This is a genomic window from Ureibacillus suwonensis (genome assembly GCF_042655065.1).
Classification (GTDB): domain Bacteria; phylum Bacillota; class Bacilli; order Bacillales_A; family Planococcaceae; genus Ureibacillus; species Ureibacillus suwonensis.
In genome coordinates this window covers 30,888-53,816 of sequence record NZ_JBHSNQ010000193.1, presented here as the reverse complement: position 1 = coordinate 53,816, position 22,929 = coordinate 30,888, and the positions used below count along the sequence as shown (strand labels likewise).

Annotated in this window: 28 protein-coding genes and 1 pseudogene; all 29 read left to right on the top strand. The window is 44.7% G+C overall.

What is annotated here, in order from left to right:
* Nucleotides 1–285, top strand: a pseudogene (locus ACFPOH_RS16530) (hypothetical protein); the annotation flags it as partial.
* 74 nt (nucleotides 286–359) lie between these two features.
* Nucleotides 360–557, top strand: a complete 198-nt coding sequence (locus ACFPOH_RS16525) for a hypothetical protein (RefSeq protein ID WP_390310692.1) — start codon at nucleotides 360–362, stop codon at nucleotides 555–557.
* Nucleotides 558–816: 259 nt separating this feature from the next.
* The gene (locus ACFPOH_RS16520; RefSeq protein WP_390310690.1) at nucleotides 817–1,551 is read left to right on the top strand and encodes an alpha/beta hydrolase; all 735 of its coding nucleotides are present in this window, start codon (nucleotides 817–819) and stop codon (nucleotides 1,549–1,551) included.
* Between the two features lies 1 nt (nucleotide 1,552).
* Nucleotides 1,553–2,653, top strand: coding sequence for a bifunctional lysylphosphatidylglycerol flippase/synthetase MprF (locus ACFPOH_RS16515; protein WP_390310688.1), 1,101 nt, complete (start codon nucleotides 1,553–1,555; stop codon nucleotides 2,651–2,653).
* Nucleotides 2,654–2,861: 208 nt separating this feature from the next.
* Nucleotides 2,862–3,059 carry a cysteine-rich KTR domain-containing protein gene (locus tag ACFPOH_RS16510; protein WP_390310687.1) on the top strand — a complete coding sequence of 66 codons (198 nt, stop codon included), beginning with the start codon at nucleotides 2,862–2,864 and terminating at the stop codon, nucleotides 3,057–3,059.
* 490 nt (nucleotides 3,060–3,549) lie between these two features.
* Nucleotides 3,550–3,960, top strand: a complete 411-nt coding sequence (locus tag ACFPOH_RS16505; RefSeq protein ID WP_390310685.1) for a sigma-70 RNA polymerase sigma factor region 4 domain-containing protein — start codon at nucleotides 3,550–3,552, stop codon at nucleotides 3,958–3,960.
* Between the two features lie 76 nt (nucleotides 3,961–4,036).
* Nucleotides 4,037–4,234, top strand: coding sequence for a hypothetical protein (locus ACFPOH_RS16500; RefSeq protein WP_390310683.1), 198 nt, complete (start codon nucleotides 4,037–4,039; stop codon nucleotides 4,232–4,234).
* Nucleotides 4,194–5,639: a DEAD/DEAH box helicase gene (locus ACFPOH_RS16495; RefSeq protein ID WP_390310681.1), complete on the top strand. Its 1,446-nt coding sequence runs from the start codon at nucleotides 4,194–4,196 to the stop codon at nucleotides 5,637–5,639. The genes ACFPOH_RS16500 and ACFPOH_RS16495 overlap by 41 nt, the downstream gene beginning before the upstream one ends.
* 13 nt (nucleotides 5,640–5,652) lie before the next feature.
* The gene (locus tag ACFPOH_RS16490; RefSeq protein WP_390310680.1) at nucleotides 5,653–6,087 is read left to right on the top strand and encodes a gp33 family protein; all 435 of its coding nucleotides are present in this window, start codon (nucleotides 5,653–5,655) and stop codon (nucleotides 6,085–6,087) included.
* Between the two features lie 23 nt (nucleotides 6,088–6,110).
* Nucleotides 6,111–6,878, top strand: coding sequence for a hypothetical protein (locus tag ACFPOH_RS16485; protein ID WP_390310679.1), 768 nt, complete (start codon nucleotides 6,111–6,113; stop codon nucleotides 6,876–6,878).
* Between the two features lie 57 nt (nucleotides 6,879–6,935).
* On the top strand, nucleotides 6,936–8,858 hold the full coding sequence (locus ACFPOH_RS16480) for a bifunctional 3'-5' exonuclease/DNA polymerase (RefSeq protein WP_390310678.1): 1,923 nt from the start codon (nucleotides 6,936–6,938) through the stop codon (nucleotides 8,856–8,858).
* Between the two features lie 4 nt (nucleotides 8,859–8,862).
* Nucleotides 8,863–9,684 carry a phage antirepressor gene (locus tag ACFPOH_RS16475; RefSeq protein WP_390310676.1) on the top strand — a complete coding sequence of 274 codons (822 nt, stop codon included), beginning with the start codon at nucleotides 8,863–8,865 and terminating at the stop codon, nucleotides 9,682–9,684.
* A 15-nt stretch (nucleotides 9,685–9,699) separates the two neighbouring features.
* A complete protein-coding gene (locus ACFPOH_RS16470; protein WP_004400050.1) occupies nucleotides 9,700–10,125 on the top strand; it encodes a DUF7768 domain-containing protein in 426 nt (141 codons plus the stop codon).
* Nucleotides 10,122–12,677, top strand: coding sequence for a phage NrS-1 polymerase family protein (locus ACFPOH_RS16465; RefSeq protein ID WP_390310675.1), 2,556 nt, complete (start codon nucleotides 10,122–10,124; stop codon nucleotides 12,675–12,677). The genes ACFPOH_RS16470 and ACFPOH_RS16465 overlap by 4 nt, the downstream gene beginning before the upstream one ends.
* 299 nt (nucleotides 12,678–12,976) lie before the next feature.
* Nucleotides 12,977–13,264 carry a VRR-NUC domain-containing protein gene (locus ACFPOH_RS16460; RefSeq protein WP_390310673.1) on the top strand — a complete coding sequence of 96 codons (288 nt, stop codon included), beginning with the start codon at nucleotides 12,977–12,979 and terminating at the stop codon, nucleotides 13,262–13,264.
* 106 nt (nucleotides 13,265–13,370) lie between these two features.
* On the top strand, nucleotides 13,371–13,826 hold the full coding sequence (locus tag ACFPOH_RS16455) for a hypothetical protein (RefSeq protein WP_004400053.1): 456 nt from the start codon (nucleotides 13,371–13,373) through the stop codon (nucleotides 13,824–13,826).
* A gap of 238 nt (nucleotides 13,827–14,064) precedes the next feature.
* Nucleotides 14,065–14,475, top strand: coding sequence for a hypothetical protein (locus ACFPOH_RS16450; RefSeq protein ID WP_034844757.1), 411 nt, complete (start codon nucleotides 14,065–14,067; stop codon nucleotides 14,473–14,475).
* A 39-nt stretch (nucleotides 14,476–14,514) separates the two neighbouring features.
* Complete coding sequence (locus ACFPOH_RS16445) at nucleotides 14,515–15,513, top strand: type II TA system antitoxin MqsA family protein (RefSeq protein WP_158740443.1); 999 nt, start codon at nucleotides 14,515–14,517, stop codon at nucleotides 15,511–15,513.
* Nucleotides 15,514–16,019: 506 nt separating this feature from the next.
* Nucleotides 16,020–16,379, top strand: coding sequence for an HNH endonuclease (locus ACFPOH_RS16440; protein WP_390310671.1), 360 nt, complete (start codon nucleotides 16,020–16,022; stop codon nucleotides 16,377–16,379).
* 120 nt (nucleotides 16,380–16,499) lie between these two features.
* A complete protein-coding gene (locus ACFPOH_RS16435; protein WP_003515999.1) occupies nucleotides 16,500–17,051 on the top strand; it encodes a P27 family phage terminase small subunit in 552 nt (183 codons plus the stop codon).
* Complete coding sequence (locus ACFPOH_RS16430) at nucleotides 17,051–17,233, top strand: hypothetical protein (protein ID WP_281742712.1); 183 nt, start codon at nucleotides 17,051–17,053, stop codon at nucleotides 17,231–17,233. The genes ACFPOH_RS16435 and ACFPOH_RS16430 overlap by 1 nt, the downstream gene beginning before the upstream one ends.
* Nucleotides 17,208–18,506, top strand: a complete 1,299-nt coding sequence (locus ACFPOH_RS16425) for a site-specific DNA-methyltransferase (protein ID WP_390310669.1) — start codon at nucleotides 17,208–17,210, stop codon at nucleotides 18,504–18,506. The genes ACFPOH_RS16430 and ACFPOH_RS16425 overlap by 26 nt, the downstream gene beginning before the upstream one ends.
* A gap of 5 nt (nucleotides 18,507–18,511) precedes the next feature.
* Nucleotides 18,512–19,765 (top strand): site-specific DNA-methyltransferase, encoded by a 1,254-nt coding sequence (locus tag ACFPOH_RS16420; RefSeq protein ID WP_390310667.1) that lies wholly within the window; start codon nucleotides 18,512–18,514, stop codon nucleotides 19,763–19,765.
* A 116-nt stretch (nucleotides 19,766–19,881) separates the two neighbouring features.
* Nucleotides 19,882–20,583 (top strand): virulence factor, encoded by a 702-nt coding sequence (locus ACFPOH_RS16415; RefSeq protein ID WP_390310665.1) that lies wholly within the window; start codon nucleotides 19,882–19,884, stop codon nucleotides 20,581–20,583.
* 46 nt (nucleotides 20,584–20,629) lie between these two features.
* The gene (locus tag ACFPOH_RS16410) at nucleotides 20,630–20,902 is read left to right on the top strand and encodes a DUF6329 domain-containing protein (protein WP_390310664.1); all 273 of its coding nucleotides are present in this window, start codon (nucleotides 20,630–20,632) and stop codon (nucleotides 20,900–20,902) included.
* Nucleotides 20,899–21,129 carry a DUF4314 domain-containing protein gene (locus ACFPOH_RS16405; protein ID WP_058258371.1) on the top strand — a complete coding sequence of 77 codons (231 nt, stop codon included), beginning with the start codon at nucleotides 20,899–20,901 and terminating at the stop codon, nucleotides 21,127–21,129. Before ACFPOH_RS16410 ends, ACFPOH_RS16405 begins: the two co-directional genes overlap by 4 nt.
* A gap of 141 nt (nucleotides 21,130–21,270) precedes the next feature.
* Nucleotides 21,271–22,170, top strand: a complete 900-nt coding sequence (locus ACFPOH_RS16400; protein WP_058258370.1) for an amidoligase family protein — start codon at nucleotides 21,271–21,273, stop codon at nucleotides 22,168–22,170.
* 64 nt (nucleotides 22,171–22,234) lie between these two features.
* On the top strand, nucleotides 22,235–22,702 hold the full coding sequence (locus ACFPOH_RS16395) for a gamma-glutamylcyclotransferase family protein (RefSeq protein ID WP_204614532.1): 468 nt from the start codon (nucleotides 22,235–22,237) through the stop codon (nucleotides 22,700–22,702).
* Nucleotides 22,703–22,705: 3 nt separating this feature from the next.
* Complete coding sequence (locus ACFPOH_RS16390) at nucleotides 22,706–22,900, top strand: DUF5049 domain-containing protein (RefSeq protein WP_390310661.1); 195 nt, start codon at nucleotides 22,706–22,708, stop codon at nucleotides 22,898–22,900.
* The last annotated feature ends 29 nt before the right edge of the window (nucleotides 22,901–22,929 follow it).

Here is a 22,929-nt window from a genome sequence, read left to right as displayed (position 1 = left end):
CGCCCTTGTTGGTTCGAAATCAAACCATTGACGTGTTTGTCAAGAGCGATTGCGGCGGCATTTCCTCTAGTTTCGCTAGATCACATCCCTCCAAAACTAAGTTTTCATAGATTTTTTGACACTACCTCTACAGGTGTGTTTTATTATCCGGTTGAGCAGGCTGCGAAGGTTGCAGTTAAGACCGTTCAGAAATATATGGATGAGAATCCGGATGCATTTGATTTGGTGATGTGGGTGCTGTTTGATGACAACACATATGGAATATATTCTGAAATGATTCAATGAAAGATTGCCTGCAGGTTTATTTTTTTATCTCTTTTGTTGCCCAAAGGGCAGGCAGTAAGAAGCTGGATGTAAAAGTGGTCACAAGAGAGGGATTTGAAACAGTGTACACGGAAGATGAGATTTCACCGCTAGGCAGGATGCTGGGCACAAACTATCAGGATTATGCGCTTGCAGGGAACAACGGAGAAGATGCTCTGTCTCCGGAAGAGCTGGAAAAGGTTCTGGGTCGTGAGATTACGCCGCTGGCGGATGCGTTGAAGGAATTGATATAGGAGCATCTGCATTGATGGGGATATAGACGACGTGCTTACGAAAATATAATTAAAGAATGAATGAAGGATATACCGGAAGTTAATCGCACAAATTCCGGTTTGTCAGGATGAGGGCATAGCCTTTTATCTCGCAAGTTAATCGTGCTAAGATATGTTGTTGATGATGGTCATTCTGAAATGAAAAACCGATGAAAGATAAAAGGATTATTCCCGTGGAGAGAATAATCCTTTCAGGCAAAACAAAAAAGGAGAACACAAAATGGATAAGAAGAAAAGAAGGAAAAAGAGATGGCTTATTGTGGCTGTCGTTGTGCTTGTTGTTTTGCTCATTGCAGCATTTATCTATACACCCGCCCTGCCGGAAGTAGCGAAGATTGCAGACCAAATGGAAAATGTGGGCGGCGATCTGTATTTCTATGGAGAAAGTGATGTGGGCTTTATCATCTACCCCGGTGCAAAGGCGGATGAAAGAAGCTATGCCTATATCGCTCAGCAGATCAATAAGGAAGGTCATACTGTTATCATTCCCAATATTCCTCTGCACATGGCTGTTTATGGTCCCAAACAGGGGCTTGAAATTATGGAGGATAACCCCGAAATTGAGAAATGGTTTCTGATTGGTCATTCCCTTGGTGGCCTGCCAATCAGCCAGATTGCCGCAGAGCAGCCGGAGAAGCTGGAGGGTATCGCTTTCGTAGCATCCTTGATGTTTCTTGATTTGTCGTGTACAGACATATCCGCCATTCGTATTACCGCAGAGCATGACGGCGTTATGCCTGATAAAATGATGGAATCAAATCTGAACTACCTGCCGGAGAACTCCATCAGTGTCATGATCGAGGGCGCAAATCATAATCAGTTCGGCGCTTACTGGCATCCGGGATTTGACGGAAAGGCAACGATCACCTGGAAAGAACAGCAGGATCAGATGATTGCCTTGATCCTGGACTTCTTCAATGAGCAAATAAATGGCGAGAGCGAGGTGAGCGAATAACATGACAGAAAAGAGAAAGCAAATTGATAGAGCCTATCTTCTACAAAAAGCACACGGATATGATTCTCTGAACTATCTGAGCCTTACGGAAGAATATGAATTTTTCTTTGGAACGCAGGTTCAAGGTTATATTTCCTATCTGCGCAAAGGCAGAAAGGCCATGAGTCTGGGCGACCCAGTATGTGAGTCGGAGGACAGAAAACTTTTGATAGAGGAATACCTTCGCTTTTGTGAAGGACAATACTTAAAGCCGATCTTCATTGCTGTGAGCAGCGATACGATGCACATTATGCAGGAATTGGGACTTTCGGTCATGAAGTGCGGCGAAGAAGCTATCCTTAACCTTTCGGATTACACCCTTGTTGGTGGCACCCGTGCAGTCTTGCGCCGAAGCGTGAATAAAGGCGATAAAAGTGGTGTTACTTTGCAGGAATACTGTCCGCAGAAAAAGCGTGATTTAGCATTGGAAACTGAGATCGTGGATTTGTCCCGGAAGTGGTATGAGAGCAAAGAACGGCAAATCAATTTTGCTGTGGGAAGCATTGATTTTGAACATCCCTACGACAGACGATTCTTCATCACCAGAGATGCAGAAGGAACGATGCTGATATTTCTTTCCTTCCTGCCATATGATCATGGAAAGAAGCTCTGCGTAGACCTGATGCATCGAAAGATGGATGCGCCTACCGGCAGCATGGAACACGCAATCATTTCCGTTGCCAGAGCAGTACGGGAAGAAGGCATTGAGGAAATCAGTCTGAACTTAGCGCCGTTGGCAGGAATAGGCACAGGTGAAACTGGAATGACCATTGTGGAAAGGTTGCTGAATGCCATCTTTCAGAAAATGGATGCCGGCTACCACTTCAAAAAGTTACACCAGTTCAAAAAGAAATTTGACCCAAGTGTATGGAAGCCAAGGTATATTGCATATCACAGGAGAATTTCAAAGATTAACCTTGCCATGACGGTCAGCAGCACCATGCTCGGCTCGGTGGATTTGATCCTGTATGCCAAGTACAAGTTTTTCCTTATAGGAGAACTGTTCAAGATTAAATGGGAGTTTATGACCCGAGCGAAAAGACACCTTGATAATGATACTTGATACATTATTAGTTTAACTTTTATATCGTAGTTCAATCTGGATGGGCATCTTTGCATATCTGTTGATGTTTTTCCTCTTAATTTTGAAAAAGATACGGAATGGTCAATTGATGGAGAGGCACAGGGACGCTTTGAAATGTTAAAATAAAAAACATCCCTCGAACAGCGCAAGCCATGACTGTATAAATCGTGCAAAGGAGTGATGCTAAATGAATAAAGAAAACTGGTTGCTGTGTCCTATCTGCAAGAATAAAACTCGAATAAAAATACGGGCAGACACAGAACTGAAGAACTTTCCATTGTTCTGTCCAAAGTGCAAAAAAGAAACATTGATTGATGTACAACAACTAAAAATATCAGTTATCAAAGAGCCGGACGCAAGACGCAGAGCCGATAACCGTGAGTAAAATCACAGTTGTCGGCTCTTTTTCTCTCTATAGAATGAAGCTGATATATACCCGCAAATCCAAAGCAAAAGGAGGCGGCATTTCGCAATGTTGCTTGATCCAGAATCTTTAAAATATGCCGCCCTTCCGTACCTGTATTAAAATTGGACAATCATCAGGCGGCTTGAATTTATTAAAATAAGAGCCGCCGTTTATATGTAGGAAATAAGCTAACAGCGGTGGTGTGTATAGAGTTGTAGCAATACGACTCGTTGCGCTTCATTCAACCGGCGGCACCGTGGAGGTGGCCGCCATGCGCAGTTCGCCCGGACGACATGAAAGCACACAATATTACATAATGAAATGTAAAGCGCGGAGCTTGACCGAAAGGTTAGGTTCCGCGCTTTTTTTGTTGCGAAATTCCTCATATACTGCTGAATTAACGCATTATCGTGCGAGGGCTCCGCCGCTTCCCCTTTCTTTGAAATTTTCGAGGAAAGGAGGAAGCACAATGGCAAAGGAATATTATATCCTCATTGACGGCGAGAAAGTTCCAGTTAGCGAAGAAGTGTATCGTGCGTTCAAGCGTCCTGTATGGGCTGAAAAGAAACGCAGGCAGCGAGAACAGGAAAACGGCACGACTCCGCTTTCGCTGGATGCGTTCACCAAAGCTGGGTTAAATATCCCATCCGATCAGGCGCTTATTGACGAAATTGTAGAGGACAAGCTGTTGCTGGATATGCTGTTTGAGGCACTGGCAACGCTGACGGATGATGAGCGCAATTTAATTGATGCACTGTATTTTAATGAACAGACCATACGAGAATATGCTCGTCTGAATAACACTAACCATACGAATGTTATCCGGCGGCATAAGCGTATCATTGAGAAGTTGAGAACCATTTTGAAAAAATATCTGTAAAAGTGTTCCATTCGCCCCCTTACTGTCCTTGGGATAGTGAGGGGTTTTTATTTACCCTCAGACGGAGGTGAAATGTATGGACAGAAAAACAACTGCCGCTTTATCCCCACCGCGAGATTCAGAGACCACCGAGGAATTGGTCGGTGTACTTACTGCCATCAGCGTGGTATCGAAGCGATTGGCAAAAAAGCTGGCTCTGCTGGAACAGCGGTCGGCAGAGAATGGAGGTGTCAATGATGCAAGAGGAAAACCCATGTCCGCCCATGCCGATTAAGGCTACGCCCTACCAACACCAACGTGAGGCGTTTGCGTTCAGCCGCAGAATGTTTGGACTGGACAACGGTACACCACTTAGTCAAGGCGCGGCGCTCTTGATGGAAATGGGAACCGGCAAGACAATCACCAGCATTGCCATCACCGGTGCGCTGTACCTGAAGGACAAAATCCGCAGGGTTTTGGTGGTGGCTCCGCTCTCAATCGTTGGTGTGTGGGATGAGGAGTTCGGCAAGTTTGCTGACTTCGATTACACCCTCGCCGTTCTCTCCGGTAGCGGTACGAAAAAGGCGGACACTCTGCGGCATATACGAGGAGCTTCCCTGCAGGTAGCGGTGGTAAATTACGAATCAGCGTGGCGGCTGGAAAAGGAAATCCTCGCATGGCAGCCCGACCTTATTATTGCCGATGAGGGACACAAAATCAAGACCCACAATATCGCCGCCAGCAAAGCACTGCACCGGATCGGCGCGAAGGCATCCTACCGCCTCCTGCTCACCGGCACGGTAATCACCAATAAGGCAATCGATGTGTTCAGTCAGTACAAGTTCCTAAATACGGCGATATTCGGTGGCAGCTTTTACGTTTGGCGCAATCGCTACTTTGATATGACCGGCTATGGAAATCACACACCGGTTCTCAAGCGATCGATGGAGCAAGACCTGATGCGTCGTCTCCATAGCATTGCCTTTCGAGCGACCAAGGCCGAATGCCTCGACCTGCCGGAAATGACAGACATCGTCCGCTATGTGGAACTGGAATCTGCTGCACTGAGAGTGTACCGCGATTTGGTGAAGGACTCTTATGCCGAACTCAGTCAGAGCGAGGTCACCGTCACCAATATCCTGACCCGACTGCTCCGACTTTCCCAGCTTACGGGAGGCTTCATCGGGGATGATGATGGCAACGCGCCGCAGCGTATCAGCACGGCAAAGCAATCGGCACTGGAGGACATCATCGACGAGGCACAGCAGGAAGGCAAAAAGCTGGTGATTATCGCCCGGTTCATATCGGAGATTAATGCCATCTGCAAGCTGCTGGATAAACAGGGCATCGGCTATTCCTGCATCATGGGCGGCGTGAAAGACCGCAAGGAACAGGTGTCGGCGTTTCAGAACAATCCGGATATACAGGTCTTTGTCGGGCAGATTGCCACGGCTGGTCTCGGCATCACGCTGACCGCCGCCAGCACGATGGTGTTTTATTCGGAAGATTACAGCATGAGCAATTTTGAACAGGCCAAAGCAAGAATTCACCGTGTCGGGCAGAAGGAAAACTGCACCTACATTTATCTTGTTGCCAAAGGCACGGTGGATGAAAAGGTGCTGGAGGCGCTCCGTTCCAAGGCGGATTTGGCTCGGACGCTGGTGGATGATTACCGGCACGGCCTGAACCCATTTCAATGAGAGGATGATTCTGATGGATAGTGTTAACAAGTTAACACCGCAAAAAATGTTTGAGTTAGCGGATACTCTGAAAAATCTGCGTGATTTGAAACAGGATTTAGAGCAACAGGTCAAAGACATCAACGCTAAGATTGATGAGACAGACTACCGACTTTCGGAGCTTATGGCAGAGAGCGAAACGCAAAACTTTACCCGTTCTGGAACGATGTTCTGCCTGACCACTAAGACACGCGCTTCGGCGGTTGCCGGCTCCAAGGAGGAACTGTATGCCGCGCTCCGGCAGCAGGGTTTTGGTGAATTGGTGTATGAAACAGTCAACGCCAATTCCCTCAGTTCTTTCGTGAAGGAGCAGATTGGGGAAAATGATGACACATTACCGGACTGGCTGACAGGGCTGGTCAATGTCTTTGACAAAACTACGGTCGGCGTTAGAAAAGCAAGCAAATAACAAATTTATGGAGGTTACGAATTATGGCAAACAAGAAAGAAACGGCGCTTAAGGCGCAGGAAAACAATGTACTCAGTGGGTATAACCAACTGGCCAGTGTTAACATGGCCGAAATGATGGCAGAGGAACTGGACGGGCTGGACGCGGGGTTTGAGAGAATCAAGATTCCCTCCGCCGGAAGCACGGTGTTCGAAGTACCCGGGGAAAATCCCGGAGAACCTGATACTGTCAAAGAATTCTCAGCGGTAATCCTTTATCATCATCCACTTTATGCATACTACAAGGACAAGTATACCGGAGGCAGTAACCCACCGGATTGCGGAAGCTTTGATGGTATAACCGGCGAAGGAGACCCCGGAGGAAGCTGTGCCAAATGCCCATATAATCAGTTCGGTTCGGGGGAAAACGGCAGCAAAGCCTGCAAAAACCGCCGCAGGATATATGTACTGCATGAAGGGGAGATTTTCCCGTTGATACTCTCATTGCCAACAGGATCGTTGAAAGAGTTTTCCCGCTACATCAAAAGGCTGCTTTCTAAAGGTAAAAAGTCGAACAGCGTAGTTACCCGCTTTTCATTGAAAAAGGCGACCAATTCAAGCGGTATCACCTATTCACAGGCTCAGTTTGCTGTAGATCGGGATTTGACCGCTGACGAATATGCGTTGATATCCAAGCTTTCCGAGCAGGTCAAAGCATTCAGTACCCGAGTCGGCCATGACACTGAACCTGCCGGTGAAGAGGTAATAAATGTAGACCCTGAATCAGGTGAAATTACTGAGCCGCTTAAGTGATCAAAGGCCCTATCGGAGAGTAACTTCCATCTCCGATAGGGCGGAAAGGAGAACCGCATGGGATACAAATGTGTTTATATGCTGTCTGAAATACAAGAGTATCTGAAAAACACTGTCCTATTTGCTTTCGACTTTGAAACGTCACCCCGCGATAAATGGAGGAACGATAAAAGTGCAGCTCTGGATGCTCATAAAGCAGATATTACAGGGATCAGTTTTTCAGTATCAGAAGGGACTGCTATATATGTTCCACTTAAACATCGTAGCGGGCGAAATGCAGAGAACCAGGCGGCTATATGGGATTATCTGAAATTACTATTCGAATCAAAAGATGTAATAAAAGTTGCTCATAATCTGGCTTTTGAGTCTATGTTCCTTTACGCAAGAGGTATCGTCCTTCAAAAGCCTTGCTATGACACGATTGCAGCATCACAACTTACATTAAAAAGCAAGTGGGAGTTCAGAAGTCTTGCTGACAGCGGACTTAAGACGCTTGCACCCGCACTATGCAAAGCGGAAATGACAGAATTCTCAACAGTTACTGACGGTCGATTTTTCGATGAATTAAACCCTCAGGATGAGAAGACTATCTGCTATGCCTGTGCTGACAGTGATTATACTCTTCGCCTATACCATGTTTTTAATCAGTGGTTTGATAGATTTCTGCCCAAACACAGAACGATTGTGGAAGAGGTGGAATCGCCTACATCAGTGTATGTCGGGATAATGAAGTATAACGGTATATTGGTGGACAAGTCAGCCATGCTGAAAAAACAAGCGGAAGCTGCGAAAAAGATCGTCAGTATCAGGAATGAGATTGCCGGGATTATCGGCAACGTAGAGATTGGGGCAAATGCTTCAACTTCGGCGTTTAAAAAATATCTTTTTGTGGATCTTGGCCTTCCGGTTATGAAAACAACCGCAAAACATCAGGAAGCTGCCGACGATGAAACCATGATTCTGTTAAAAGAATGGTGTGAATCTAGCAGACCTGAGCTTGTTCGCTTATTTGATCTGGTGCAGGAGTACCGCAAATGGGGAAAACTCAAATCCACCTATATAGACGGTTATCTTCGGTTTATCGATGAAAACACCGGCAGGATTCATCCGGATCTTATGCCGCTGGGTACAGAGACAGGGCGGTTTGCTTCAAGAAACCCGAATATGCAGAATTGTCCGCAGAAAGACAATGACCCAATAGGCGTACGGAAATTTATCATTGCACCGGAAGGAAAGGCTATTTTATCCCTTGACTTCTCGCAGATAGAACTGCGCGTCGGAGCATTTTATTGCAGGGACAAACGTATGCTGGAAACCTATCGTACTGGCGGTGATATCCATGCTCAGACCGCTTCTGTTATTTACCGCATTCCTTTTGAGAAGGCAGCAGACAGAAATGCTCCACATTATAAAGAGCGCAGAACCATTGCAAAGAACTGCAATTTCGGTGTGTTCTATGGCCTGTTTCCTACTGGCTTACAGAGAACACTTAAATTTAAAGCTGGGCTGAACCCAACTTTGTCCGAATGTGAGACCATCATTCAAAACTTGAAATCCGGATACCCCGGTCTTGTCCGATGGCAAGATGAAGTTAAAAAGCGTACAGCTGAAAGCTGCTATACAGAAACATGGCTGGGCAGGCGAAGATACCTGCTGGGAATTCGGTCATCCGATTGGGGCAAGAAGTCGTTTGCCGAGCGGTGCGCATTAAATACACCTATTCAGGGTACAGCGGCAGATATTTTAAAGCTTGCCTGCGGGCGCATCATCAGTGGACTTCCCGAGAGGCTTTGGCTGAAACCTATACTGCAGATACATGACGAGCTGGTTTTTGAATTGCCGGAAGACAAGGTGGATGAAGCAGTTGCCTTTATAAAAAAGTGTATGGAAACACAACCCTTCCCAGAATTTGATGTACCTATTGTGGCAGAAGCCTCGATAGGCAGAAATTTTGGAGAAATGAAAGAAATGGAGGATTGATGTTATGAATAATTTACAGGTTTTTAAGAATACAGAATTTGGAGAACTCAAGGTTCTCGTAATTGATGGAAAGGAATACTTCCCTGCAACAGATTGTGCAAGGATGCTTAGATATAGTAACCCTCGTGATGCGATACAACGCCATTGTAAACCAGACGGGGTCGTGAAACACGACGGGGTCACCTTAACTACAAATCAATATGGTGTCTCGACTGAACAGCATGTTGAACGGACTTATATTACAGAAGGAAATCTATATCGCCTTATTATACGCAGTAAACTTCCTGCAGCTGAACGCTTTGAGAAATGGGTCTTTGATGAAGTGTTGCCCACGATCAGAAAATATGGAGTTTATGCTACAGATAAAGTTATCGAAGAGATGATTTCTAATCCGGAGTATGGTATCAGGATTTTCTCTGAACTGAAGGCAGAACGCGACAGACGGAAAGCTTTAGAAATAGAGAATGCAAAGAATAAACAGATTATCAGTGAGTTGAAGCCCAAAGCGAGCTATTATGATCTCATATTGCAAAATAAAAGCCTTGTGCCGATCAGCAAGATTGCCAAGGATTACGGAATGTCTGGCCGCGCTTTCAATAAGCTGCTTCATGAGCTTGGAGTACAGTACAAAATGGGAAACTGCTGGCTTTTATATCAGGAGTACGCCGATCAAGGATACACGCAGTCCAAGACTCATGCTATTGATGCAGAAAGAAGCGTAATGCACACATATTGGACACAAAAAGGAAGGCTATTTATCTATGACCTTCTTAAAAACAAGAAAGGTATATTGCCTGTAATCGAACGTGAACAAAAAAGCGCATAGGCAGGGGGTAATACCATGAGTATCAGCAAGTTTAACGCGGAAGGATATTACGACCCCACACCTTATGAAGCATTGCTTAGGATTGAGCGAGAGGCCAGGAAAGCGCCTTACAGACCGATGGTATTTATCTGCAGCCCATATGCTGGAGATATAGAACGTAATATCCGTAAAGCTCAGGGGTACTGCCGATTTGCAGTGAGCAGGAATTGCATACCTATTGCTCCGCACCTCTTGTTTCCGCAGTTTATGGATGACGATGATGAACAAATGCGAAATCTGGGATTGTTCTTTGGCATGGTATTGATGTCAAAGTGCTCAGAAGTGTGGGTATTTGGCAGAAAAATTACTAAAGGGATGTCCATTGAGATTGAAAAGGCAAAGCAGCGCAGCATTCCGATTCGGTATTTTAATGAACGATGCGAGGAGGTGCAGTGTAAGTGAGCATCTCATTCCCTAAAGAATTGGCAAACCGGAAGCAATGGATCTGCTGGCGTCTGGAACCAAACACAAAGGACGGAAGAGACAGTAAAATCCCTTACAATCCCTTAACCGGTAGAAAAGCCTCAAGCACTAACCCAAACGACTGGTCGACCCTTGACGATGCGATTGCGGCAAAAGAACAATACCTCTATACCGGATTAGGTTTTGTGTTCGCAAAAAGCGGAGGCTTAGTGGGGGTAGACATTGATCACTGCCGCGACAAAAACACTGGGGGATTAAGCGATACCGCCAAGGATATCCTTGAGCGGTTTCCGTCCTATACGGAAATCAGCCCTTCAGGAACCGGGCTTCATATTTTCTATAAAGGGGAGATGCCTGCCAAGGGCAATAAAAACACTAAAACCGGCGTTGAAATGTATGCCCACAGCAGATACTTCACAATGACTGGCGAACGACTGCCAGGGACTCCTGATTATATTGCTGAAGATAACGGGGCACTGGCCTGGATACATGAGAATTATATCAAAAGTAAAAAGCGGAGAGGAAAAAGCAAGAAAGACAGTAAGGTGGTTAAGCTAGAGCCGCTTACAGATGAAGAAATTCTGGAGAAAGCCCGGACAGCCGAAAACCATAAGGAATTTAATCTGCTATGGGAAGGAAAATGGCAGGAAGCAGGGTATCCGAGCCAGTCCGAAGCCGACCTTGCCCTTTGCTGTATGCTAGCTTTCTGGTCAGGCAAAAACAAAGAGCAGATGGACAGGCTGTTTAGAAATTCCGGGTTATTCCGGGAAAAGTGGGATACGGTACATCATGCAAGTGGAGCAACATATGGGCAGGAGACACTGGATAAGGCCATTGAAGTTACAGAGAACGTATACAGCCGCGAAAGCGAGTCAGTTATCTTTGAACATGAGGGCAGGTATTACCGCACCAGAGGCGAAAGTGTGTATCCTATAACAAATTTTATCATTCAACCGGTGGAGATGATTGTATCGGAAGATGAAACGCAGATGACTGCTGATCTTATTACAATTCGTGATGAAATATACCGCCAGACATTTATGACTACCGACTTCAATAACATCCAAAAATTTAAAAATATCTTGAACCGCCGGACGATATCCTTAGGCTATTTTGGTTCAGAAGGAGATTTGGAACTGCTGAAAGGTTATATATCCGAAATGGAGTGGATACGGAAAACAGGGGTCAAGGCTCTTGGAATTTATGAGCATGGCGGGCGGATGGTATATGTTTCAACGGATGGTGCCATTGAAGCCGGAGGCAACATGATTGAAGATATCGTGCAGCTTGATAAGTATAAAAGCATAACAACCGATATCCTAACCTTTGAGCCATTGACAAAGGAACAGCTTATTATGCTTGGTGAATGGCTCCTCAGCTATAACGAACCCATAAAAACGGTATCAGTAATGGCCTGGGTGGCCGGGTGCTTTATCAAACCGCATCTTAAAAAATCAGGCATCAAGTTTCCTCATTTATTGCTTGTCGGAGAACAAGGTAGCGGAAAAAGTAATACATTGGAGCGGGTTATTCTGCCGGTATTTTCATGCAGTAAAATCCGCGCGGCTACACAGGTTACTGCATTTACACTGATGAAGGAATCTGCATCATCGAATCTGATACCACAGTTGATGGATGAGTTCAAGCCTTCAAAGATAGATAAGTTAAGGCTAAATGCCTTATACAACCATCTTCGAGATGCATATGACGGCCATGAAGGTGTCCGCGGTAGGGCGGATCAAAGTGCTGTTACTTATGAACTGTTGGCGCCTATTATTGTAGCTGGTGAGGAATCGCCGGATGAAGCGGCCATCAGAGAACGGAGCATAGAATTGCTATTCAGCAAGAAGGACTTAAAACCAGCCAGCCATAGACAAGCATTTTATAAGCTGTGTGCGAAAGCGGATCTGCTTGGCAGCTTCGGTCGGAGCCTGCTGGATACAGCACTCAGAGTATCGGTTGCTGAGGCAGAGAAGTGGTATGAGGAAGCAAAGTCAGAGATATCTGATGAGTTTCCATCTCGTATCGTCAATAATCTCGCCTGTTGCTATGCCGGACTGATCCTAGTAAACAAACTATGTGAGTTCCTTAATGTTACATGGTCTGAAGTGTTTCCCATTAACAAAGTGACATGTATTCGATATCTTCAAAACGGTGTGCAGGAGTACTTGCTGGATGGCGGCAGCAATAATAAGACCATTGTAGAACAGACGCTGGAAATCATGGCCCGGATGAAACTGGCTCCGAATCAAGACTACACTTTTGATAAAGATGGCAAGGTTATCGGGATTCGTTTCTGTGATGTATATGACCGCTATACCAAGTACAGACGCGATTATGCAATCACAGGTGAATGTCTTCCATATAACCAGTTTCTGAAGCAATTGAGGCAAAGTGACTTTTTTATAGAGAGCAATAAAACGATGCGTTTCGGGAATGAAACAAAAAAAGCGTGGGCTCTTGATTTCTCGATACTGAAAGAGCGATGCGATGTGAGCGGCTTTGAAATCACAGATATTGAGCCTCTTTAGTATTGAAAAAGGTAACAAGGTAACAAAAAGGTAACGCCCGAAACGCTGATGAATAGCCATTTGTTACCGATGTTACCTTTGTTACCTAAACTTTATATATACGCGCGAAAGTACCATTGCTTTTTTAAGACTAAAAAATATAAAAATAAAAATATTTGTGTATACACCTACCCCAAAAAGAGGTAACAAGGTAACAAAATCCTGAAAAGCGCTTGGGAAGCTGATTTATGAGATGCCCTTTTTGGATGTTACGAGGTTATAAGAGGGAAAAAGGTAACATTTTTGGAGGATGAGCGGTTATGTCTGAAAAAAGTATTGTGACTAAAGTACTGCGGTACTTAAAGACAGTACCGGGGTGTTTCTGTTGGAAGGAACATGGTGGTATGTACGGGACAGCGGGGATACCAGACATTATTGCCTGTGTAAATGGACGGTTTTTAGCTTTTGAAATAAAAACCCCATCGGGAAAGACAACAAAACTGCAGGAAGCAACTATAAGGAAAATCCTCAATGCAGGAGGCGTGGCAGCGGTTGTCCATTCGGTAGATGAGGTGAAGGTTATTCTGGAAAAGCATGGCCTTCTATAAAGAACGAAGACATAACGAACAAGGAAACAAGCACTGCAAAGCAACGCAAATAAGCACACTGCTTCAAAGATCAAGGTTTTTTATCTTGATTTTTTGGAGGTGCGATATGCTGATTGCATGGCAGTATTTAGATAAAAAAGCGGCTGCTGTTGAAGCTTTGAAAGATTACAGCAGCATGCAGTACATTATCGAGCACAGTGATGAGGATATATATGAAGTTGAAACCCGTATGACAAGCCCTCATAGTGCAAAGATTACCGGAGTTCCGGGCAAACACAATCCCAAAAGCGGCGAAGAACGCCTTGCTGCTTGCCTTGACGAGATTGATGTGTTGAAAGAACGTTACAGGCGGGCATTGGAATATATGGAGTGGTTCAAGCCTGCTTGGGAAGCCCTGTCGGAGGAAGAACAGTTTATACTGACAGAATTTTTTGTTAATGATGTGAGCAAGACAGAAGCTGTAGCAAACATCGGAGAGAAGCTGTTTCTTGAAAGAGCACAGGTGTACCGTAGGAAGGATAAGGCACTTAATCATCTGGCACTGCTTTTATACGGGAAGTAGTTTAAGATAACATTAGCTGCATGTTAAATAGGAAACCCACTTAGATAGAACGAACTACCTAAGTGGGTATTTTTAATGGCCTACTGTATTGCGCTTAATATAAGCTTGTAGGAACTGTTATCTTTAGTATACATATTTTAATGTAAAAATCAATAAAATAAAAATGCACTAATTGATGCATAAATCTTGACAAAAGGCATATAATATAGTATCATTGTATCACCAAAGAGGTGATGCAATGAATCAGCACTATAATCAGAATTATACCTGGGAACAGATTGATGAGATTTTGGCAATGATACATGACTGTATTAGAGAGGGCAGATTCATTATATCAAAAAATGAGAATAGACAAGAAAACATAGATTTTATAAATGAATATAATCTAAACAGCAGAAGGCAAAAGGAGATTTTACTGAAAATAAAAACAGAAGATTTTTGCCATTCATTGCAAAATACGAAAGTAGGATTTGAACATGAGGTTTTATATGTATTTTGTCCCCAGGTTACGTTATTTAACTTTGATGGCATCGAGGAGTTAGTTGATATATATACGAAATTTAATCTAATTGATAGTGAAAGTGGAAAACGAGTGGTTGTTATATCGTTTCATAAGCGAAACAAGCCGATTGATTATCTTTTCCGATGATCAATCAGAAAATTAGAGAGTTTGAAAGGAGGCCACCTTATGAATAGGAATAAGACATTTTGCGAGGAATGCAGAAGAGATGTCGAATACATGGTAGAAACAGCAACAATTAAGGGTAAACTTAAAGGCGAAGAATATGAGTATACTGGAAAGAAGGCTGTTTGTACGGAATGTGGGAGCGAAGTCTATGTAGCGGATATAGAGGACGAAAATCTAAAGGCTTTGTATGACACGTACCGTCAAAAAAACGGCATTATTTCGCTGGAGAAGATATTAGAAATACCTCAGAAATACAATATTGGAAAACGTCCGCTATCATTGCTTTTAGGTTGGGGGGAAATGACTTTTTCGAGATATTGTGAAGGTGATATGCCTACAAAACAGTATTCGGATATTCTTCAAAAGATTTATGATGATCCAGCGTATTATAAAGAATTGCTGGAGAAAAATAAGGACAATTTAAAATCTCTGCAGGCATATGAAAAAAGTAAGCGGAAGGTACAGGAACTGCTTGGGGAAGAAAACAAAACGGGTTCAAAGCTGGACTCAATTATCCAATATCTGCTTTATAAATGCGAGGACATAACTCCTTTAGCTTTACAAAAGGCGCTATATTATGTACAGGGTTTTTATTATGCTTTTGAAGGACGGTTTCTTTTTGAAGAAGACTGTGAGGCATGGGTCCATGGACCGGTTTACAGAGATATATATAACAGGTATTCATCTTATCGGTTTGACCCTATTGAGAGCGTTGAAGCTTTCGATGAATCAGTTTTTACAACTGCTGAAAAAGCGATATTGGATAGCGTTATTAAGAACTTCTGCTGTTATAGCGGAAAAACGCTAGAGAAGTTTACGCATCTGGAGAAACCATGGCGGCATACTAGAGACGGTTTGCCAGTGGATGCGCATTCTAATCGTGTAATACCCAAAGAATTGATCGGGAAATATTTTGTAGCTGTGAAAGAAAAATTCAACATGCTTACTCCTGGGGATATAGAAGTATATTCGAAAGCTATCTTTGAACAAATAAACTGATATTTTTAGCTTCCTTTAAGATGAGATTTTCATGAGATGTAAAACACAGGTATCCAATATATAATGATATCGTGAAAAATGACATTAAAACGCATAAGCCCTTCGGGGCTTTTTTTATGCCATAAAACAGGAGTGAGGAAAGATGTACGATAATTGTTTTGGCAGTAACGGAAGGAATGGCTGCAATATCCTGACTGTACACAAGTGCTTGCAAGATAAATGTTCCTTCTATAAAAGCACCCAGGAGTTAGAGGAAGATAGGAAAAAGGCTTATCTTTTGCTTGCAGCTTTACCACCCGATATGCAGAGATATATTTCAGATAAGTATTATAACGGTAAGATGCCATGGTCAAATAGCAAATGTGTTGTTCAATATTCCAGATGAGATTTTTATGAGATGAAATTCAGTAAAAAACCAAATATAATGGTATTGTGAAAAGTTATGGATAAGCCTTCATGGGATGAACCTGTGAGGGCTTTTTTATACGCGTAAAGGAGGTGGCCAGATGCCAAGAAAACCAAAAAGGCCTTGCTCCTTTCCTGGCTGTCCTGAACTGACGGACGGAAGGTACTGTGACATGCATCAAAGGCAAGTGGATGCTTATTACAACAAATACGAACGAGATCCCCAAACAAGAAAACGCTATGGCCGGAGATGGAAACGCATCAGGGACAGATATATCTCAGAGCATCCGCTTTGCGAGGAGTGCCAAAAGTACGGAAGGCTTACACCAGCTGAAGAGGTACATCATATTATCCCTTTATCCAAAGGCGGAACCAATGCAGACAATAACCTTATGAGCCTGTGCAAACAATGTCACTCATCGATCACTGCTCGCGAAGGAGAACGATGGGCAAGACGGTAGGGGGGTCAAAATCTCTGGTGAAGCAGTTTTGTGCAACGGGCGGGGGGTCACGCGCGAAAAATCGCAGTTTCAAACGGGGTATATCCCCTGTTTATTTTTACATGAATCGAGGTGATGTGTATGGCAAAGGACGGTACCAACCGCGGCGGGGCACGTATCGGTGCAGGACAGAAGAAAAAACCTCTGGCGGATAAGATTTTGGAAGGAAATCCCGGCAGACGAAAGCTCATGGTAATGGAGTTTACGGATGCTGCGGAACTGGAAGGAGAGAGCATGCCGCCACCGAGGGATTATCTTGCTGCAAAGCAGAAGAACGGAAAAACAACACTGGCGGTGGAAATATACGAAAAAACATGGCAGTGGCTTAAGGAACGCAGGTGTGTTCACCTTATCCCTGCGCAGCTTATAGAGCAATATGCCCAGAGTGTGGCGCGGTGGATCCAGTGCGAGGAATGTATCACTGAATTTGGCTTTCTTGCTAAGCATCCGACGACTGGCAATGCCATCCCGTCACCTTATGTGGCTATGAGTCAAAGCTTCATGAAACAGGCCAATAACCTGTGGTATCAAATTTATCAAGTCGTGCGGGAAAACTGTGCTACCGAATACAAGGGGGCCACTCCCCACGACGATGTGATGGAAAAACTCCTGACAGCCAGGAGGGGTGGCTGATGAAAAAATCAAAGTCAAGCTTTCTTAGAGAACTGAGAAAATACAAAGACCATTTAACGAGGCAACAGTTTAAAACCCTGCGGGGACAAGTATTAAACGGAGATTGTGTAGGTGCTAAAAAGGGCCTTGAGAAAATATTGAACAGGAGAATGCAAGATGAACATACAAAAAATCTCAGTTGATAAACTTAATCCTGCAAAATATAATCCGCGCAAGGATTTAAAACCTGGCGATAAGGAATATGAAAAGCTAAAACGGTCAATAGAGGAATTTGGCTATGTGGAGCCTGTTATCTGGAACAAAAAAACAGGTAATGTGGTAGGCGGGCATCAACGCTTAAAGGTCTTGCTGGACTTGGGACAGACAGAGATAGATTGCGTCGTTGTAGATCTTGACCCCCAGAGGGAAAAAGCGCTCAATCTTGCTCTTAATAAGATTCAGGGAGAGTGGGACGAGAATAAACTGGCTGAACTGATGGCTGAGTTGGACGCAGGTGCCTTTGATGTTTCGCTCACAGGATTTGACGCTTCTGAAATTGACGAACTGCTCAACCGATGGTATGCCAAGGAAGCGGTGCAGGACAGCTTTGACATAGATAAAGCGCATGAGGAAATTGTGCAGTGCGAGCCGGTAACGAAGCGGGGCGATATCTGGCTTCTCGGGAATCATCGCTTGATGTGCGGCGACTCTACTAAGGATGAGGATTTTGAGAAGTTGATGGAAGGGTGTCACGCACAGATGGCAGTGACTTCCCCTCCATATGGGGTAGGCAAAGAATATGAAAAGGCTGGGATTGAACCATGGTTCGAGACAGTACGCCCAGTGATTAGAAACCTGTGCAGGTATGCAGATATTGTCTGCTGGAACTTAGGTGATCTCTATGCCACCGGCTCTCAGTTTATTGAACCCACCAGTGTTTACAGCGTGAATATGTTCTTGGACAACGGTTACCGCCCTATCTGGATCCGCATTTGGAAGAAACAAGGGCAAAATTTCGGTGTAGGACCTTATCATCTTGTTTCAAACAAGCCGGTTCAGCAGTATGAGTATATTTCAGCCTTCAGCAATAAAGGAGAAGTTGAGGAATATAACGATCAGGAATATGTATGGCTTTCAGCCTTTGCGGGACACAGTTATAAATTTGTGAAACGGCTTACAAAGGAAGAACGCAAGAAATGGGGTTATGCTGGGATATGGGAGATGACCACTGTCCGGGCAAACAAGGAGCATCCTGCAATGTTCCCTGTGGAGCTTCCATGGCGGTGCATCAAAATGCACAGCGACAAAGGCGGTATTGTGCTTGAGCCGTTCTCTGGTAGCGGAACTACTATAATTGCGGCTGAACAGACCGAGCGTAAATGCTACGCAATGGAGTTATCCCCTGTTTACTGTGATTTAGCTGTTAAGCGCTGGGAGGAATTCACCGGCGAAAAAGCCGTCAAACTGGAGGGTTAAGATTTATGGATATACTGAAAATACCAGCAGAAAAATTAAAACCTTCGAAATATAACCCGCGGAAGGACTTAAAACCGGGCGATCCTGAATACGAGAAACTCCGCCGATCCATTGAAGAGTTTGGATATGTAGAGCCGGTCATATGGAATAAACGCACCGGGAATATTGTCGGCGGACATCAGCGTTATAAAGTACTTACAGCTTTGGGGTATAAGGAGATCGACTGTGTTGTAGTTGATTTGGATGAACAGCGGGAAAAGGCGCTCAATGTTGCACTGAATAAAATCAGTGGCGAGTTTGATATTCCGCTTTTGACCGATCTGCTTATGGATTTAAATGAAGATGGTTTTGACGTTTCTCTTACCGGGTTTGATGCTTCGGAAATTGATGAGTTGTTCCGTGATAAAACAACCGCTAATGTCAAAGAAGATAATTTCGATACAGAAAAGGCAATTGCAGAGATTAAAACTCCGGTTACCAAAAAGGGCGACATATGGGTACTTGGCAGCCACCGTCTGATGTGCGGTGATAGCACCATGCTTTCAGATGTGCAAAAGCTGATGAACGGACAAAAGGCGAGATTTGTTTTCACCGACCCACCCTGGAATGTTGATTACGGTTCAGATACCAGGCATCCAAGCTGGAAGCCAAGACAAATTCTAAATGACAATATGAGCACCGAAGAATTCGGCGCTTTTTTATTGCGCGCTTTTAAATGCATGAAAGAGGTTTCTGAAGCCGGATGCATGACCTATGTGGTAATGAGTGCTCAGGAATGGGGCAGTTTGATGAACGTCATGCGGGAGGCAGGGTATCACTGGTCGAGCACAATTATATGGAAAAAAGACAGCTTGGTACTATCAAGAAAGGACTATCATACCCAGTACGAGCCGATCTGGTATGGTTGGCTTGAAGGAACACGCCTTTGCCCGCTTAAAGACCGTAAACAGTCAGATGTTTGGGAGATACCCCGTCCTAAAGTATCGGAGGAGCACCCTACCATGAAGCCGGTATCGCTTGTAGCAAAGGCAATACTCAATAGTTCCGATATTGGAGATTTAACTCTTGACCTGTTCGGTGGTTCTGGTACGACAATGATTGCGGCACAGCAGACCGGGCGGGTTTGTTTTATGATGGAGCTTGACCCGAAATACTGTGATGTGATTGTAAAGCGCTATGTTTCACAATTCGGAACAGACTCAGTATTCCTGCTGTCAGGTAGCGAAAAAATACCTTATGCGGAAACACAGATTGCTTAAAAATGTCCTTGCTTTCCCCTCAAAATAGAGCGTTAATGTACCCCACCAAAAAGGAAAGGTGGGATTTTTTATGGGAATCAGAAATGTATTAGCTTGTTTGAGGGGAGGTGTATGGCATGAACGATAACAGCTTTCGCTTTTCACAGAAGGTTGTCGGTCAGGAGAGAAAAACTATTGCTTCAGTCATAGCTGAAGTCCTTGAAGGCCAGGTGCGTTATACTGGAGCCCCAGGGTTTATGTATGAGGTTAACGACGAGAAATCTGCTGACAGATGGACGGTTGGCAGGGACAGTGTGGTTCACTCGCCGAAAATCAGTCTTGATGAAATAAAAAGCATCCGTCCTGTTATTGACGCGCTGAATATGGCGGGCTTATCAGCAGAGGGAACCATGACAATTACTCTTTTTTTGGATGGCTTTAGCGAGATAAGCCTTGAAAACCTTAATAATATGCTGGCCAGCAAAGAGACACTGATAAAGAAAGCGATGACGATTGACCGGGAACTTGAAGTCTTAGCTGAAAACGATGAGATTACCTTCCCTTTCTGGAACGCGACCCTAAATGCCGATGAGGTACAGACATATATAACGCTGGCAAAGCAGATGGCAGAACAGGCAAAAGCACAAAAGCGAGTGCTGTGCAATGAAAAACCAGTAGATAATGAAAAATATGCTTTTCGCTGTTTCCTGCTTAGGCTGGGATTTATAGGTGATAACTTCAAAACCGAACGCAAGGTGCTGCTTTCAAGGCTGTCCGGCAACGGGGCGTACCGGAAAGGCAGAGCAAAGGCGGTGGACGAAAATGAACGATTTTCATAGCACCGCCTTCTTTGTCAAGCATCCGTTTAGGATTGAGGATCTAAAGGTGCCGCATCGGTATGAGATGAGGAAACGATTTGCAGTTGTGAAAACTGTCGAACTTTCAAAGATTGACTATGACAACTTCATTGCCGACCTATACGTTGACCGCACATTTATTGAGGAAAACAAAGGGCTTTGCCGCATTGACGAGGATGGAGTGTGGCTTTGCTTGCTGGTTAAGCGGCGGGGACAGTCTGACGGAGTGCTGGTAATGCCGGACGGTAGGGATTATCCAAAGTACGCCGCATATTATCCTGGAAAGGAGGACGAGCAATGAGTGTAAGAGATTATCCTTCAAAAGAAACTGTCCTCCGCCTTAAAGAGCAGTATCCGCCGGGAACACGCGTCGAGCTTATCTGCATGGATGATCCGTACTCTAAGCTGAAACCGGGAGATCAAGGTACAGTTTCTTTTGTGGATGATATCGGAACCATACATATCAACTGGGACAGCGGTTCTTCCTTGGGCGCAGCTTATGGTGTGGATATGATCAGGAAGCTGTAAATGTACACAAATTAAGATGCGAAAAATCGTCCAAAATCCAGCGGAAACTCATGCAGAATTGCCTTGCTATCCTGTGTTTTCAATGGCCTAATGTACACTGCCAAAGGGCAGAAAACACAGAGAAAGCGAGGAGAAAGCGCAATGCTTACAACGAGATTTGGAATCGAGGTAGAATTAACAGGGATTACAAGGAAGCAGGCGGCCAAAACTGCAGCAGCTTTTCTTGGCGGGAGGATTGAATCCAGCGGAGATTACTACGACACCCAAAAGGTTATTGCGCCGGACGGACGGGTATGGAAATTCATGAGTGACGGGAGCATCCGGACTCAGAAAAAGGAGCGCGGTCGGATTGAAGCAGCAGGACGGGAATACAGTGTTGAGCTGGTAAGCCCGATACTGACATACCGCGAGGATATTGAAACCCTGCAAGAATTGATAAGGAGGCTCCGCAAGGCGGGAGGTTTTGCAAACACAAGCTGCGGAATCCATATCCATATAGACGGGGCAAACCACACGCCGCGCAGCATCCGCAATTTTATCAATATAATCGCCAGCAAGAATGATCTTTTCTATAAGGCATTGCAGATTGAGCCGGACAGGATACGGTTTTGCAAGAAGATGGATGCGGCACTGGTTGAAAAGATGAACCGGCGTAAGCCCAAAACCATGGCGGCAATTGAGAGCATCTGGTACGAGGGTTACAGCGAAAGCCGGAGTACCCATTACCACAACAGCAGGTACCATTTTCTGAACCTGCACAGTTTTTTCAACGGCAACGGGACGATTGAACTTCGCGGTTTCAACAGCGAACTTCATGCGGGGAAAATAAGAAGCTACGTAGTGCTTGCCCTGGCGCTAAACCATCAGGCATTAACCCAAAAATGCGCTTCCAGCAAGAAACCACAGGTTGAAAATGAGAAGTTTGCCATGCGGACATATCTCAACCGCATAGGACTTATCGGTGATGAGTTCAAAAACTGCCGGGAGCACCTTTGCAAACACCTCGACGGCAACGCGGCATGGCGGTTTCGGGCAGCATAGATAACCGGGTGCTGGGGGCGGAGAGCCGCCCCTAGCCTGCGGTACACACAAGGAGGATGATACGATGAGCAAAGAAAAAGGAACAATATATTTAGCATATGGAAGCAACCTGAACTTGAAGCAAATGGCATACCGCTGTCCAACGGCAAAAGTGCTGGGGAGTGCAAAACTCACAGGATACCGGCTGTTATTCAGAGGCGGGAATGGCGGCGCAGTAGCGACGATAGAAAAGCAAAAAGGTGAAAGCGTACCGGTACTGCTTTGGAGAATCACGCCTTATGACGAGGAAGCGCTGGACCGATATGAAGGCTACCCGCATCTGTACCGGAAAGAAACGGTTAGAGTGCGTTTCAAAGGACAGTGGGTGTCCGCGATGGTATATATCATGAATGAAGGCAGACCGCTGGGGGCACCGGGTCGTTACTATTACGAGGTGATTCGCCAGGGATATATAGACGCGGGCTTTGATATTTCGGTTCTCAATAAAGCCGTACGCGATTCAGTATCACAGGCAGAGAAGTCTGAGGTGTAGGCCATGGAGAACGAAAATCTGATTACTGATAAGATTTACCGGCAGATTATTGCCATACGGGACAGCGGTGCCTGCAATATGTTTGACTTGCCAAGAGTGCAGGAAGAGGCATATAAAATGGGTTTTTATGAATTGGTGGTTCTTCTTAATGAACACAAGAAAGAATATGCCGAGTTTATCCTGACAGGCAAACGATAACGTTAATAACGTAACAGGTTTCATAGAAA